13 protein-coding genes are annotated in these 15,481 nt (G+C 66.0%); 4 read left to right on the forward strand and 9 right to left on the reverse strand.

The genetic code is table 11. The features are described 5' to 3' along the window. Positions 1-109: 109 nt before the first annotated feature. Complete coding sequence (gene ppsR, locus EDF74_RS08045; protein WP_019184148.1) at positions 110-931, reverse strand: posphoenolpyruvate synthetase regulatory kinase/phosphorylase PpsR; 822 nt, start codon at positions 929-931, stop codon at positions 110-112. Positions 932-1,074: 143 nt separating this feature from the next. Between ppsR and ppsA the strand changes: the two genes are divergently transcribed. After that, positions 1,075-3,453: a phosphoenolpyruvate synthase gene (gene ppsA, locus EDF74_RS08050; RefSeq protein ID WP_123729559.1), complete on the forward strand. Its 2,379-nt coding sequence runs from the start codon at positions 1,075-1,077 to the stop codon at positions 3,451-3,453. Positions 3,454-3,550: 97 nt separating this feature from the next. On the opposite strand, the gene EDF74_RS08055 is transcribed toward ppsA, so the two are convergent. The 8 genes from EDF74_RS08055 to EDF74_RS08090 all read right to left on the reverse strand — a co-directional run bounded on the left by EDF74_RS08055 (position 3,551) and on the right by EDF74_RS08090 (position 11,869). Next, positions 3,551-4,420, reverse strand: a complete 870-nt coding sequence (locus EDF74_RS08055; protein WP_123729765.1) for an EcsC family protein — start codon at positions 4,418-4,420, stop codon at positions 3,551-3,553. A gap of 105 nt (positions 4,421-4,525) precedes the next feature. Continuing rightward, positions 4,526-5,095 (reverse strand): oligoribonuclease, encoded by a 570-nt coding sequence (orn, locus tag EDF74_RS08060; protein ID WP_123729560.1) that lies wholly within the window; start codon positions 5,093-5,095, stop codon positions 4,526-4,528. Between the two features lie 100 nt (positions 5,096-5,195). After that, complete coding sequence (tadA, locus tag EDF74_RS08065; RefSeq protein WP_088435395.1) at positions 5,196-5,720, reverse strand: tRNA adenosine(34) deaminase TadA; 525 nt, start codon at positions 5,718-5,720, stop codon at positions 5,196-5,198. Then, a complete protein-coding gene (mntR, locus tag EDF74_RS08070; protein WP_123729561.1) occupies positions 5,713-6,171 on the reverse strand; it encodes a manganese-binding transcriptional regulator MntR in 459 nt (152 codons plus the stop codon). The genes tadA and mntR overlap by 8 nt, the downstream gene beginning before the upstream one ends. Positions 6,172-6,238: 67 nt before the next feature. After that, the gene (locus EDF74_RS08075) at positions 6,239-7,357 is read right to left on the reverse strand and encodes a hybrid sensor histidine kinase/response regulator (RefSeq protein WP_123729562.1); all 1,119 of its coding nucleotides are present in this window, start codon (positions 7,355-7,357) and stop codon (positions 6,239-6,241) included. Further along, positions 7,354-7,929, reverse strand: coding sequence for a chemotaxis protein CheB (locus EDF74_RS08080; RefSeq protein WP_184997133.1), 576 nt, complete (start codon positions 7,927-7,929; stop codon positions 7,354-7,356). Before EDF74_RS08080 ends, EDF74_RS08075 begins: the two co-directional genes overlap by 4 nt. Before the next feature lie 8 nt (positions 7,930-7,937). Next, entirely contained in the window at positions 7,938-8,786 is an 849-nt protein-coding gene (locus tag EDF74_RS08085) for a CheR family methyltransferase (RefSeq protein WP_184997135.1), read from the reverse strand. Beyond that, entirely contained in the window at positions 8,759-11,869 is a 3,111-nt protein-coding gene (locus EDF74_RS08090; RefSeq protein WP_123729564.1) for a response regulator, read from the reverse strand. Before EDF74_RS08090 ends, EDF74_RS08085 begins: the two co-directional genes overlap by 28 nt. Positions 11,870-12,023: 154 nt before the next feature. Between EDF74_RS08090 and EDF74_RS08095 the strand changes: the two genes are divergently transcribed. The 3 genes from EDF74_RS08095 to EDF74_RS08105 all read left to right on the forward strand — a co-directional run bounded on the left by EDF74_RS08095 (position 12,024) and on the right by EDF74_RS08105 (position 15,434). Continuing rightward, the gene (locus EDF74_RS08095; protein WP_123729565.1) at positions 12,024-13,181 is read left to right on the forward strand and encodes a two-component system sensor histidine kinase NtrB; all 1,158 of its coding nucleotides are present in this window, start codon (positions 12,024-12,026) and stop codon (positions 13,179-13,181) included. Beyond that, positions 13,174-13,539, forward strand: coding sequence for a response regulator (locus tag EDF74_RS08100; RefSeq protein WP_123729566.1), 366 nt, complete (start codon positions 13,174-13,176; stop codon positions 13,537-13,539). Before EDF74_RS08095 ends, EDF74_RS08100 begins: the two co-directional genes overlap by 8 nt. A gap of 110 nt (positions 13,540-13,649) precedes the next feature. Next, positions 13,650-15,434 carry a putative bifunctional diguanylate cyclase/phosphodiesterase gene (locus EDF74_RS08105; protein WP_260232213.1) on the forward strand — a complete coding sequence of 595 codons (1,785 nt, stop codon included), beginning with the start codon at positions 13,650-13,652 and terminating at the stop codon, positions 15,432-15,434. Positions 15,435-15,481: the final 47 nt, after the last annotated feature.

The raw sequence follows: 15,481 nt of genomic DNA on the forward strand, positions 1-15,481 counted from the left end.
GGCGGCAGCCGCCCGGCCAAAGGGGCGGCCCGCAACCGTTCACGGACGCAGGGTAGTCCCGGCCCCGGACGAAGGAAGAGCCCCCTTGTTGTTCAAGGGGCGCGCCGGATCAGTACATCTCGCGCTGCAGCCCCAGCGTGCCCAGCACCTTGCTCGAAATCTCCTCGATCGAGGTGTGCGTGGTGCTCAGGGTCGGGATCCGTTCCATCCGGAACATGGTCTCGGCCGCGGCGACCTCGCGGCGGCAGGTCTCCAGGTTGGCGTAGCGCGAGTTCGGGCGGCGCTCCTGGCGGATCTGCTGCAGGCGGTCCGGGTCGATGGTCAGCCCAAACAGCTTCTTGCGGTACGGGCGCAGGCGCGGCGGCAGGCGGTCCTGCTCCAGATCCTCATCCGTCAGCGGGTAATTGGCCGCGCGGACCCCGTAATGCAGGGCCAGGTAGATGCAGGTCGGGGTCTTGCCGGCCCGGGACACGGCCACCAGGATCACGTCGGCATCGTCGTAGTTGATGGCGATGCCGTCGTCGTGGGTCAGCGCGAAGTTCATCGCGTTGATGCGGCGGTGGTAGGTCTCGAAGTCGACCATGCCGTGGGCCTGGCCAACCCTCGAATGCCGGTTGACCGCCAGTTCGCGCTCCAGCGGCTCGATGAAGGGGGCGAACACGTCCAGCATCAACCCGCCGCTTTCGGCCAGGATGATGCTCAGCCCGCTGTCCACGCAGGAACTGACCACGATGGGCCGAACCTGGTACCGCTCCCCCGCTGCACGGATCCTTTCACAGGCTTCGCGCGCTTTTTCCGGATCATCGATGAACGACATCCGGTCGGTGATGAAGCTGAACCCGGAGAACTGGGTCAGGAGGCTATGCCCAATGGTTTCAGCGGTGATACCGGTTCCATCGGACACGTAGAACACCGGACGGATCGTCGACATACGGCTTTTACCCCCTCCGAAGCTTAAAAAGGCTGTCGATACAAGCTTGTGCCGACAGCGGTCTGCCCGGCATCATATCGGCTTCTTCCTACGGACGTGGCCATCCAGCCCGCCTCGGGCGATGGCCAAACGGAGCATCGCGCTTGAACGAGAATATCCTGTGGTTGCACGAACTGCGCCTGGCCGATCTGGCCCGCGTAGGCGGCAAGAATTCGTCGCTTGGCGAAATGATCGGCAATCTTGCCGGTCTGGGGGTGTCTGTCCCCGGCGGTTACGCAACCACCTCTGAAGCCTTCAAGGACTTCATCGCCCACAACGATCTGTCCAAGCGCATCTTCGACAAGCTGGCCACGCTGGACGTGGAAGATGTCGGTGCCCTGACGATCGCCGGCAAGGAAATCCGCGGCTGGGTGATCGATGCCCCGCTCCACCCGGCGCTGGACCAGGACATCCGCACCGCCTACGCCAAGCTGTGCAGCGAAAACGGCGGCGGCGACGTCGCGGTCGCGGTGCGCTCCTCGGCGACCGCCGAAGATCTGCCCGATGCGTCCTTCGCCGGCCAGCAGGAGACCTTCCTCAACGTGACCGGCGCCGACGATGTCGTGCTCAAGGTCAAGGAAGTGTTCGCCTCGCTCTACAACGACCGCGCGATCGCCTACCGCGTCCACCACGGCTTCAAGCACGAGGACGTGTTCCTGTCCGCCGGCGTGCAGCTGATGGTGCGCTCGGGCGTGGGCTCCTCCGGCGTGCTGTTCACCCTGGACACCGAGTCCGGCTTCCGCGACGTGGTGTTCGTCACCTCCTCGTTCGGCCTGGGCGAAATGGTCGTGCAGGGTGCAGTCAACCCGGACGAGTTCTACGTCTACAAGCCCACCTTGAGCGCGGGCAAGCCGGCGATCCTGCGCCGCTCACTCGGCAGCAAGGCGATCCGCATGGTGTATTCGGATGTCCCCGGCGAGCGCGTGCGCATCGAAGACACCCCGGCCGAGCTGCGCAACACCTTCTCCATCAGCGACGAGGACGTGCAGGAACTGTCCAAGCAGGCGCTGGTGATCGAAAAGCATTACGGCCGCCCGATGGATATCGAGTGGGCCAAGGACGGTATCAGCGGCAAGCTGTTCATCGTGCAGGCGCGTCCGGAGACTGTGAAGTCGCGTGGCCATGCCACCCAGATCGAACGTTTCGCACTGAACCAGAAGGACGGCAAGGTGCTGGCCGAAGGCCGCGCCGTCGGTGCCAAGATCGGTGCCGGTACCGCCCGCGTGGTGCGCACCCTGGACGACATGGCCCGCGTGCAGCCCGGCGACGTGCTGATCGCCGACATGACCGATCCCGATTGGGAGCCCGTGATGAAGCGCGCCTCGGCCATCGTCACCAACCGTGGCGGCCGTACCTGCCACGCGGCGATCATCGCGCGTGAGCTGGGCGTGCCGGCCGTGGTCGGCTCGGGCAACGCCACCCAGCTGATCCAGGACGGCCAGGAAGTGACCGTCAGCTGCGCCGAGGGTGACACCGGCTTCATCTACGACGGGATCCTGGAGTTCGAGCGCACCACCACGGATCTGGGCAACATGCCGCCAGCGCCGCTGAAGATCATGATGAACGTGGCCAACCCGGAACGTGCCTTCGACTTCGGCCAGCTGCCGAACGCCGGCATCGGCCTGGCCCGTCTGGAAATGATCATCGCCAGCCACATCGGCATCCACCCGAACGCGCTGCTGGAGTACGACCGCCAGGACGCGGCGACCAAGAAGAAGATCGACGAGAAGATCGCCGGTTACGCTGATCCGGTCAGCTTCTACGTCGGTCGTCTGGCCGAAGGCATCGCCACCCTGACCGCCTCGGTTGCCCCCAACCCGGTGATCGTGCGCCTGTCGGACTTCAAGTCCAACGAGTACGCCAACCTGATAGGCGGTACCAACTACGAGCCGCACGAAGAGAACCCGATGATCGGCTTCCGCGGCGCCAGCCGTTACGTCGATCCGAGCTTCTCGGCCGCCTTCGCCCTGGAATGCCAGGCCGTGCTGCGCGTGCGCAACGAGATGGGCCTGGACAACCTGTGGGTCATGATCCCGTTCGTGCGCACCCTGGAAGAAGGCCGCAAGGTCGTCGAGGTGCTGGAACAGAATGGCCTCAAGCAGGGCGAAAACGGCCTGAAGATCATCATGATGTGCGAAGTGCCGTCCAACGCACTGCTCGCCGATGAGTTCCTGGAGATCTTCGACGGCTTCTCGATCGGCTCCAACGACCTGACCCAGCTGACCCTGGGCCTGGACCGCGACTCCTCGATCGTGGCGCACCTGTTCGACGAGCGGAACCCGGCGGTGAAGAAGCTGCTGTCGATGGCGATCAAGTCCGCGCGCGCCAAGGGCAAGTACGTCGGCATCTGCGGCCAGGGCCCGTCCGATCACCCGGATCTGGCCGAATGGCTGATGCAGGAAGGGATCGAGTCGGTGTCGCTGAATCCGGATACCGTGGTGGATACCTGGCTGCGTCTGGCCAAGCTCAAAGCCAAGGGTTGATCCTTTCGGCAATGCGATGAAAAACAACACCCCGCGCAAGCGGGGTGTTGTTTTGTGTGACGTCGATAGCGTCTTCAGGCCTCGGCGGTCATGGCAATCAGGTACGCTCCGCCGCCAGCATCGAATAGGCGGCCCGCACGGTCTCGTACCCGTAGGTCCGCTCCAGCCGGCGCACGATGAAATGACCGCGCGCCACGTCCTGGTAGTAGTCGGTGAACATGGTGTTGAGCGTCGCACCGGCGACCGCCCCGACGATCGGCACCGCCTGCGCGGCGAACTTCTCGGTGACCACCACGCCGAAACGCGCGGCGACCTTCTCCACCAGCTTGGCCAACCATTTTCCGGCTTCCTTCGGGGTCAACCCGATCATCACCGGGCTGCCGCCGACCGCGCGGCCGGCCAGCTCGGCTGACAGGTGACGCATCACCTCGGCAGTGAAGCCACGCGTGATGTAGTAGCCGGTCTCGCTGGCATCGTCCTTGCCGGAGTTGCCGCCCAAGGCAAACACCTCCAGACAGGCATGCCGGGTGCTCATCTCGCGCAGGTCGAAGCCCTCGCTGCGGGCCACGTCGGCCACCGAACGCATCATGATCGTGGTGGACACCGGCAGCTCGATGAACAGCGTGGTGAAGCCGAACGCGCCGCCGACCGCACCGGAGGTGGCTGCGGCCAGCTTGTGCCAGCGTGTCGAGGCGGCTTTACCGGGCGTGTTGTCCATCGTCCACAACGCGGCCTGGGCGGATTTGAACAGCGCCGCTTCGACCGCGCCGTGGATGCGGCGGGACACCGAATCCGGCAGGCGCTTGACCGCGAACTCCAGCGGCGAACCGATCAGGTTGGCCATCTTGGCGGTCAGCGTGGGCGATTCGAGCAGGTCCACCGCACGCTGCAGGTCGCGCCAGTCCTGCGAGGTGGGCAGGATCGAGGAGGACAGCGGCGGCGGTTGCGGCGAGGTGATGGCGTTCATGGCCGCGATCATAGCGCCGCCGATGTATACCGCTCGTTGCCTCGCCTGCCGGTGGCTGAACGCCTGCGCACAGGCTGCGTTGCCGGGCGATGCCCGGCGTTCGGGTCAGGCCGGCAGGCCCGACAGCGCGCCCATGAACTGGCGGTAGTGGCGCAGTTCTTCGATGGAATCATGCACGTCGCTCAGCGCGGTGTGGCTGGCGGTCTTGCCGACGCCGGCGGCCACGCCGGGCGCCCAGCGCTTGGCCAGTTCCTTGATCGTGGAGACGTCCAGATTCCGGTAATGGAAGTACTTTTCCAGACGCGACATTTCACGGTGCAGGAAGCGACGGTCCTGACAGATCGAATTGCCGCACATCGGCGAGGCGCCCGCTTTGATCCACTGCTGCAGGAAGGCGATGGTCTGCGCTTCGGCCTGCCCGAGCGTGACGGTGCTCTCGACCACGCGCTGCCACAGTCCCGAGCGACGATGCTGGTTGCGGTTCCATTCGTCCATCGCCTCCAGCCGCTCCACCGGATGATGGATGGCGAACTCCGGACCTTCGGCGAGCACGTTCAACTGCGCATCGGTGACCACGGTGGCGATCTCGATGATCGAATCGTTGTCAGTGTCCAGGCCGGTCATTTCCAGATCGATCCAGATCAGTCGCTCGCCTTCTGCGCCGTTGTCCGCCATGTGTTCGCCTTGTGCTGGGCCGCCGCTTGCGCCGCGACCAGGAATGGATAAGGCCCACATGATACCGCCAACCCGTCACGACCCTGTCGCTGCGGCGCCCTTATTCCAGCAGCAGCGGTGGCTTGCCGCGCTTGGCGCGGAAATAGTTGGTCAGCCGGGTGCTCGCATCCTTGGCCAGTACGCCACCGTGGATCTCCACACGGTGGTTGTGCCGGGGGTCGCCGATCAGGTCGAACACGCTGCCGCAGGCACCGGTCTTGGGGTCGGTGGCCGCATACACCAGCCGCGCCACCCGTGCGTGCACGATGGCCATGGCACACATCGCACACGGCTCCAGGGTGACGTACAGCGTGCTGCCGATCAGCCGGTGGTTGGTGATCGCCCTGCCCGCCTGCCGCATCGCCACGATCTCGGCATGCGCGCTGGGGTCATGGTCGGCAATGTTGAGGTTCCAGCCTTCGCCGAGCACGGTGCCATCGGCACCGACGAGGACTGCGCCGACCGGAATCTCATTGAATTCACGCTCGGCACGCTCGGCCAGGCCCAGCGCGTGACGCATCCAATGCTCATCCTGGTCGTGCACGGGCACGCCCAGTGGTGGTGGCGGGGCGAGCCGCTCAACCATGGCCGTTGGCCTTGCGCACGAAGGCCTCGAACGCGGCCAGGGTGGCCTCGCTGACGTGGTGCTCGATTCCTTCCGCGTCGCGTCGCGCCGAATCGGCGTCCACGCCCAGGGCCAGCAGGAACTGCTCCACGGTCTGATGGCGAGCGCGCATCTCCACCGCCAGCTGCTCGCCGGCCGGGGTCAGGAACACCCCGCGATACGGCCGTTGGATCGCCCAGCCCTCCTTGACCAGCCGTTTGAGCGCCTTGGCCACGGTGGGCTGCGCAACCCCGAGCCGGGTGGCGATATCCACCTGGCGGGCTTCTCGGCCATCGGCGATCAGGTCCGCGATCAGCTCCACGTAATCCTCGACCAGCTCGGACCGGCGCGCTTCACGCACCTGCACGAAGCCCTCGACATGCACCTGGGCATCGATCAGGGGCGAGGCGGCTTTACGGGTCGACGACGGCATGGTGGCTCCAGCAATGGGCCGGTGGCGAAGGGCTGCGGCGCCGGAACAGTTTACCTAACGCCGAACCTCAGCGAGGCCGACGCTGCAATACCGTCTCGAACAACACGGTACTGTCCTCGTTGACAGCCACCAGCGTGCCGCCATGCGCACGCGCGAATTCGCTGGCGATGAACAACCCCAGCCCCAACCCACGGCTGTCGTGGAAGCTGGCCTTGAACGGCTCGAACAGCCGCGGCAGCAAGGCCTCCGGAATCTGGCCCGCGTTGCGCACCTGCACGCGCAGCGGCCCGCTACGCTCCCCTTCCAGGCGTACCAGCACGGGCGCATCGCCGCCGTGCAGCACGGCGTTGCTCACGAGATTGGACAGCAGCTGCGCCAGGCGATCCGGGTCCCCCTGCAGATGGGCATCGCCCTGCACCTGCAGCTCGATCGTCGCCTGGGGATGCGCCCGACCAATCTCGGCGACCACCAGCGAGGCAAGCTCGGCGAGGTCGCAATCAGTGGTGTACAGACGCAGCCCGCCGGTGCGGATCTTCGAGAAGTCCAGCAGCTGCTCGACCATCCGCACCATGCGCTGGGCACTGTTCTCCAGATGGACCAGCGTGCGTTGGACCTGGCTGTCGTCGGGCAGGTCCAGTGACAACTTGTCGGCACACAGCAGGATCGCGGCCAGCGGCGTACGCAGGTCGTGGGTCAGCACCGCCATCATCGTTTCATTGAGCTTGAGCGCATGCTCCAGCGCCTCGTTGCGCGCCTTGAGCAGCTGCTTCTGCTGGTAAAGCTCGATGAAGACGTTGACCTTGCTCAGGATCACCTGCGGCTCGATCGGCTTGTGCAGGAAATCCACCGCCCCGGTTTCGTAGCCTTTGAAGGCCCGCACCGGGTCGTTCGGTGAGGCGGTCAGGAAGATGATCGGCACGTCGCGGCTGCGCTGCGAGCCACGCATCAGTTCGGCGAGCGAAAAGCCGTCGATCTCCGGCATGTGCACATCCAGCAGCGCCAGCGCGACCTCATGTTCCAGCAGCAGTTCCAGTGCCTCAGCGCCGGAGGGGGCACACAGGATCTCCAGGCCCGGGCGGCGCAGCAGCGCTTCCATCGCGACCAGGTTCTGCGGAATGTCATCGACAATCAGCAGCTTCACGCAATCGGTGGTGGCAGTCGACCCGGCGGGCTCGATCAGGTTCATCGGGTAAGACCTTTCATACGCGTGCAGATGGAGGTGAGCGGGAGCACCGCGTCGGCGCCGGCGTGTGCCAGGGCCGATGCGGGCATCATCGAGGAATACGCCTCCTCAGGGCATTGAATCCAGGCTTCGCCGCCCGCCTGGCGGACCGCGGCGACCCCGTCACTGCCGTCGCTGCTGGCACCGGTGAGCAGGATGGCCAGTACGCCGTCGCCAAACACGTCGGCAGCGCTCTCGAACAGAGGGTCGATCGCCGGGCGCGAGAACAGCACGGGCGGATCGATGGACAGCGCCAGCGTGGCGCGGTCCTCCACCAGAAGATGGTAGTCCGGTGGCGCGAACGTCACCGTCCCGGGTTGCAGTGGCTGCTTGTCCTCGGCCTCGCGCACGGGCAGCGGACAGCCGGCGTCGAGCAGGTCGGCGATGCGGCTGGGCCGGTCGCGCGGCAGATGCAGCACGACCAGCACGGGCAGATCCAGCGTCGCCGGGAACGCAGACAGCAGCGACTGCAGCGCACTGACGCCGCCGGCGGACGCACCGATGACCACCAGATCGAACCGGCTGCGCTGCGACATCCCGAGCATCAGGCCAGCTTCCGGTACAGGCGCTGGTCGCGTGCGCAGGCCTCGAAAGCGGCCGCGTGCTCGCCGAACTGCAGCGACTCCTTGCTACCCAGGCCGAGAAAGCCGCGGTGCACCAACGCCTCATGGAACAGGCCGATGGCACGGTCCTGCAGCGGACGCTGGAAATAGATCAGCACGTTGCGGCAGGAGACCAGGTGCACTTCGGAGAACACGGTGTCGGTGGCAAGGCTGTGGTCGGCGAAGACGATGTTGCGCTTCAGGCGGCGGTCGAAGACCACACTGCCATACCCGCTGCTGTAGTAATCCGACAACGAGCCGGTGCCGCCGGCGGCCAGGTAATTGCGGCTGAACTGCGCCAGCCGGTCCAGCGCGAAGGCACCGGACTCGGCGGCCTGCAGCGCTTCGGGATTGATGTCGGTGGCGTAGATGATCGCCCGATCCAGCAGGCCCTCCTCATGCAGCAGGATCGCCAGCGACCACACTTCTTCACCGGTGCTGCAGCCGGCCACCCACAGTTTGATCGAGGGATAGGTGCGCAGCACCGGAACGGCGTGCTCGCGCAGGACCCGGAAGTACGGCGGATCCCGGAACATCTCCGAGACCTGCACGGTGAAGTACTGCATCGCCTGGGCGAACGTGTCCGGCTCATGCAGCAGGCGGTGCTGCAGCGCGCCCATGGTCGGGCAGTCGAACCGCGACATGGCATGGCGCATGCGCCGCCGCAGCGACGCCAGCGCATAGTCACGGAAGTCGTAGTGGTAGCGCTGGTACACCGCCTCCAGCAGCAGCTTCAGCTCCAGGTCGAACAACTCCGTTTCATTCATCGGCGCGAGCACCACACGCGGCACAGCGAGACCAGCTTGTCCACGTCGATCGGCTTGGCGATGTAATCGTTGGCACCGGCCTGCAGGCAATGCTCGCGGTCATCGGGCATGGCCTTGGCAGTCAGCGCGATGATCGGCAGGTCGCGCCAGCGGTTGTCCGCGCGGATTTCGCGCATGGCGGTCAGCCCGTCCATCTCCGGCATCATGATGTCCATCAGCACCAGGTCGATCTCGGGACGCAGCTTGTCCAGCGCCTCGCGACCATTGCGCGCGATTTCCAGGGTGACACCCAGCGGCTCGAGCACGCTGGACAGCGCGAAGATGTTGCGCACATCGTCCTCGGCCAGCAGCACGATGCGGCCATCAAGCACCGCATCACGGCGGCGTGCTTCACGCAGCAGGCGCTGCTGGTCGGTCGGCAGCGAGGCCTCGACGCTGTGCAGGAACAGGGTCACTTCGTCGAGCAGGCGCTCGGGCGAGCGCGCGCCCTTGATGATGATGCTCTTGGAATAGCGGCGCAGGCGCTGTTCTTCATCACGGGTCAGCGCGCGGCCGGTGTAGACGATCACCGGCGGGAAGGCGACCGCATCATTGCCGGCCATGCGCTCGAGCAGGTCGTAGCCGGTGCCGTCGGGCAGCGCCAGGTCGGTCACCATGCAATCGAAGGTGGAGCCGGCCAGCTCGGCCATCGCCTCGGTGATGGTGCCCACCGCGGTGATTTCGAGCTGGTCGCGGCCGAGCAGCAGCTGCAGGTTGGAGCGCAGCTCGCTGTCGTCCTCGACGATCAGCAGGCGGCGCACATCGCGCTGGCTGGTGGCTTCCAGCTGCTGGATCGCCCCGACCAGGCGCTCGCGCGTGGCCGGCTTGATCACGTAGCCGATCGCGCCCAGCTCCATCGCCACCTGCGACCGCTCCAGGCCGGACACCACATGCACCGGAATGTGGCGGGTCGCCGGGTCGCGCTTGAGACGCTCCAGCACGCTGAGCCCGGACACATCGGGCAGACCGATATCGAGCAGGATGCCGTTCGGGCGCAGCTCGGTAGCCAGGCCCAATGCCTCTTCGGCAGTACCGGCGACCACGCAGTCGAAATCCAGCTCGTGCGCCATCGATACCAGCGCGCCAGCGAAGGTCGCATCGTCCTCTACCACCAGGATCATCCGGCCCGCGCGGCTGCGGCGGCCCCGGTCATCCATCACCTTGGCCGCAGGCGCGGGTGCGGGGGTGGCGTCGGCGTGGGCACGGCCCAGCGGAGCAGCGGCAGGTACGGCCGGTGCTGCCACGGTGGCGGGGCGTACGTCGTGCACGACGTTGTGCGCGGTGCCGGTACCGCCACCGGCCAGCAGCGGCAGTTCAAGCGTGAAGCAGCTGCCCCGGCCCGGCTCGCTGGAGACGGTGATGCTGCCCCCCATGCGGGCCGCCAGATCGCGCGAGATCGACAGCCCCAGCCCGGTACCCCCGTAACGGCGGCGGGTGCTGCCATCGGCCTGGCGGAAGGCCTCGAAGATCACCGCGGTCTGTTCTTCCGGAATGCCGATGCCGGTATCGGACACCGCGAACTGGATCCGCCCTGCCCCGGCACTGCGCACCTTCAACGACACGCTGCCGTGTTCGGTGAACTTGACTGCATTGGCCAGCAGGTTCTTGAGGATCTGCTGCAGACGCTGGCTGTCGGCCAGCAGTTGGGTCGGCGCGTCCGGCGTGGCGCTGATCTCCAGGCTCAAGCCCTTCTGCACGGCCATCGGCTCGAAGGTTTCCTTCAGGCGCTGCAGGACGCTGGACACCGCGAGGTTTTCTTCGACCAGCTCGACATGGCCGGCCTCGATCCGCGACAGGTCCAGAATGTCGTTGATCAGCGCCAGCAGGTCGTTGTTGGAGGAATGGATCGCCTGGGCGTATTTGACCTGCTCGGCGGTCAGCGTGCTTTCTTTGTTGTCGGCCAGCAGCTTGGCCAGGATCAGCGAGCTGTTGAGCGGCGTGCGCAGCTCATGGGACATGTTGGCCAGGAACTCGGATTTGTAACGCGAGCTGGCCTCCAGTTCAGCGCTGTTCTGCACCAGCTGTGCCTGGGCCAGCAACAGGGCCTGCTGACGCGACTCCAGTTCGTGGGTGCGCTCTTCAAGCTGCACGTTGGTCTGTTCCAGCTCGGCCTGCTGCTGCTCCAGGTTGGCTTGGGAATGCAGCAGGCTGCGGCTCTGCTCCTCCAACTCCTCGTTGGCCACGCGCAGCTCTTCCTGCTGGGTCTGCAGCTCTTCGCTCTGGCGCTGGGTTTCCTCCAGCAGCTCCACCAGCTGCGCATTGAGCAGCGCCGCACGCAGCGCGATGCCGATCGGCTCGGCGCACTGCAGCAGCAGCGCCATCTCCAGGCCACGCGCAGGCGAGACGCCGGCACGGCCCAGTTCAATCACGCCGATCACCACGCCGTCGGCCGTGATCGGGCCCAGCAGGCGCTGGTGCACCGTGGTGCGGCCCAGCGGGGTATCGATATCCAGCGGGCTGTCGCTGTCCTCCAGCCGACGCGCGCGGCCCTCGCGGATGATTTCGCCCCATTGGCCGGCATGCGCCGGCAGGGTCTCCGGCAGCTGCGAAGGCAGCGCGGCGCCACCGACCAGCACCAGCCGCTCGCCCTGCAGGCGATACATGGCGCCGACATCGGCATTGAGCTGCGCGCACAGCGCGCGCATGGCCGCGTCGGCCAGTTCACGCGGGGTGGGATCGCCCTGCAGACTGGTGCCCACCACGTTTTCGCCAGCCTGCAGCCACAGCGCATCGGCCGCTTCCCGGCGCGCACCGATGGCCTTCATCACGGTCAGCGCCATCATCAGGAAAGCAACGCCGCCGATGCTGCGGTTGACGAAGGAGAAGGCCGAGTTGCTGCTGGACGGCGCCACGTTGTAGCCCACCGCAAGCAGGATGCAGGACCCGATCGCCACCAGCAGAGGCACTTCCATCCGGCGCTGGAACAGCGTGATGCCCACCGCCATGAAGTAGGTGAGCCAGACCGCATAGCCCAGCGGCACCACCATCTCCGTGCCCAGCGTGGCGGCCATCAAGGCGGCCGACGCAAGCCAGATCCAACGGTCACGGGAGGTGGGCGCAGAATTCATGCCGTGTTCCAGCTTAAAAGGGGGCTGATGGTACCCGAAGCGGTAAACGGCTGTTAAGCGCCAGAAGTCAGCGTGTTTGGCGCACGTTCTTGACACGTTCTTCACATCCCGCCCCCTACGGTTCGGACCCTTATCGGGGGAGTCGATAGCCGTCGTGGTCCAGGCCGTATCCAGCGTTGCACCGCTTGCCGACGAAAGCCGGCAGCTGAAGCTGTTGATCGACAACGTGAGCGACCACGCGATCTATCTGCTCGATACGCAGGGCCGCATCTGCAACTGGAACCGCGGCTGCGAACGGGTCAAGGGCTACACCGCCGAGGCGGTGATCGGCCAGCATATCGGTCTGTTCTACACCCCCGAAGACCAGCAGCTCGGCGTGCCGCAGCAAGCCCTGGACTACGCCCGCGACCACGGCCGCTTCATCGGTGAAGGCTGGCGGGTGCGCTGCAACGGCGAGCGGTTCCGCGCCGGTGAGGTGATCGAGCCGGTCCGCGAAGACGGCTGCCTGCTCGGCTTCGTCAAAGTCACCCAGGACGTCACCGAACGCTACCAGGCCCAGCGCCTGCTGCAGGATGCGCAACGCGCGCACGTGCAGCAGCGACAACTGGACAATGTCGGTCGACTGACCCGCGGCCTGGCCCACGAATTCAACAATCTGCTGACCACGATCGGCAACGCACTGGATCTGATCGCCCTGCGCCCCGGTGCCGAAGGGCGTACCCAGGAGCTGGTGGACCTGGCCCAGGCAGCCGCCGACCGTGGCTCGCTGCTGACCCGCCAGCTGCTGGCCTTTTCCTCCGATCAGACCCTGGTGCGCGAACCGGTGGTGGTGCAGGAATTCCTGCTTGACGCCCTGCCGGTGCTGCGTCGTGCCTGCCCGGCGAGCATCGACGTAAAGCTGAATCTGACCTCGGATCTGCCCCCGATCATTACCGATGGCGTACAGTTGCACAGCGCCGTGTTGAATCTGGTGCTCAATAGTGGCGAAGCGATGCCCCAGGGCGGCACGGTCACGATCACGGCCGAGGTCGAACAGCGACTGGCGCCGGATCTGTCCCAGCCCATGCGCCGCCACTATGTCGCCATCGCGGTGACCGATGAGGGCAACGGGATGCCCCCGGACATCGCCGAGCGCGCCAGCGAGCCATTCTTCACCACCAAGGAAGTCGGCAAAGGCAGCGGACTGGGCCTGAGCCAGGTGTTCGGCTTCGTCTCCCAGTGCGACGGCTTCGTCGACGTACAAACCGCCCCCGGACGGGGCACCACCGTCCGCCTGTTGTTACCTGTCATTGAGGAAGTCGAGCATGTCTGAGCCCCTACGCGTATTGATGGTCGAAGACCAGCAGGACCTGCGTGAACTGATCGGCCAGGCGCTGCAGGACTTCGGCATCGAGATCCACACCGCCGATGACGGCCCGGCCGCGCTGCGGCTGATGCAGGATCCGGGTGGGTTCGATGTGGTGTTCAGCGATATCAGCATGCCCAATGGCATGAGTGGCGTGGAACTGAGCGAGCATGTGGCCGATGTGCTGCCCAATGCGCGCATCATCCTGGCCTCCGGTTACGCCCGCTCGCAGCTGCCGCCGCTGCCCGAGCATGTCGAATTCCTGCCCAAGCCGTATCGCCTGCGCCAGCTGGTCACCCTGCTGCAGTCCCCCGTCTCGCCCTGAACGGGCGCCACGCCGCCAGCGTGAACGCTTCATCCCCGTTTCACCTGCTTCACACCGGTTCTGCATGACACCCCGGATAGTGGCGATGTAGTCGGAACAGGGCGCGGTAGATGCTGGACAGAAGCAATGATGTAGATCGGATCGCGTTGATCGAGGCGCTCAACGTGATGGATCCAGCGCTGGGTACCGCGCTCGATCCCATCGCCGAGTTGACTGCCTTCAGCTTTGGCGTCCCGATTGCATGGGTGTCCATCCTCGACGCCGATCACCAGCACATCATTTCGGGCGTGGGCCTGGCACTACGCCGCACCGATCGGCATGCCTCGATCTGCGCGCGCGCGCTGGGATCCAACACCGTCATGCAGGTCGCCGATCTGCGCCAGGACCCGCGCTTCGCCGATAATCCCCTGGTGACCGGGCCGGAGCAGCTGCGCTTCTATGCCGGCGCGCCGCTGGTCACCAAAGCGGGCGTCGCGCTCGGCACCCTGTGCATCATGGACCGCGCGCCGCGGGAGCTGTCTGCTAAAGAACAGCTGCAGTTGCAGACCTTGTCGCGCGTGGTCGTCGCGCAGATGGAACTGAAAATGTCGTTGGGCCGCCGCGAGCAGATCAGCGGATTGCCCAACCGGCACCAGTTCCAGGCCGACCTCAACGCCCTGTCCCGCCACGCCGATACGCGTGCGTTCACTGCCGTGGTGCTGGATGTGTTCGATCTCCAGAGCGCCAATGATGCCGGCCAGGCGCTGGGCATGAAGCCGGTGGAGACCCTGCTGCGCCAGGCTGCCCTGCGCGTGCAGGATGTGCTGCGTGACATGGCGCAGGTCTACCACATCGGGATGACCCGCTTTGCGTTCCTGCTGGCCGACCACTCGCATGAAGAGACCGAAGCGCTGCTCGATCGTCTCCGCATCCGCATGCGTCGGCCACTGATGGCCGGCAGTATCCCGATGTCGCCGCAGTTCCATGCCGGCGTCTGCGATTTTCTCTCGGCCCCCGGGCAGACCGGCGATCTGGTGCGCAAATGCCTGGTCGCCATGCACCACGCCATCCAGACGGACAACTGCCTGTGCTGGTATTCGCAGGAGCGCGACGATGCGTTGCGTCGCCGCTATCGGTTGGCCTCCGACGCCGGCCGCGGCCTGGCCCAGCACCAGTTCAGCCTGGTCTACCAGCCACGCTTTGATCTGATCACTGGACTGCCGGTATCGGCCGAGGCCCTGCTGCGCTGGACCCATCCGATGCTCGGTCCGGTCAGCCCCGGGGAGTTCATTCCGGTCCTCGAGCGCACCGCGCTGATGCCCGCCATCAGCCGCTGGGTGATCGACCATGCGCTGGCCCAGGCGGCGCAGTGGCAGAAGCGGGTGCCCGATTTCAGCCTGTCGCTCAATCTTTCACCGCGCGATTTCGACGACCAGCGCGTGTGGAGCGTACTGTCCGAGCGGCTGCACGCGCATGGATTGGCACCGGGCCTGATCGAAATCGAGATCACCGAAGGCCAATGGCTGAACCACCATCCTGCAGCCCTTCCCCAGCTGCGGGAGATGGCCGCCGCCGGGGTACGCATCGCGATTGATGATTTCGGCAGTGGGTACAGCAACTTCGGCTACCTCAGCGAGGTACCGATCAGCCACATCAAGATCGACCAGACGTTGGTCACCGGACTGGCACGCTCGCGCACCGCGCGACTGAAGGTGGAGGCCATCATCAAGCTGGCGCGGCAGCTCGGGTACCGCACGGTGGCCGAAGGCGTGGAGAACGAAGCCGAACTTTCGCTGCTGCGGCTGTGGGGCTGCGACGAAGCTCAGGGCTATCACCTCGCACGCCCCATGCACCCTGACGCCGTGCTGCAGCTGGTCAGCGTGTGCCGGGCCGGTCCGCTGCCGGACGCGGGCTGACCCCGCGCGACGTCCTCGGCACCTCAGGCGATAATGGTCGGCCCGCC

Source organism: Stenotrophomonas rhizophila (assembly GCF_003751305.1).
GTDB classification, from domain to species: Bacteria; Pseudomonadota; Gammaproteobacteria; order Xanthomonadales; family Xanthomonadaceae; genus Stenotrophomonas; species Stenotrophomonas rhizophila_B.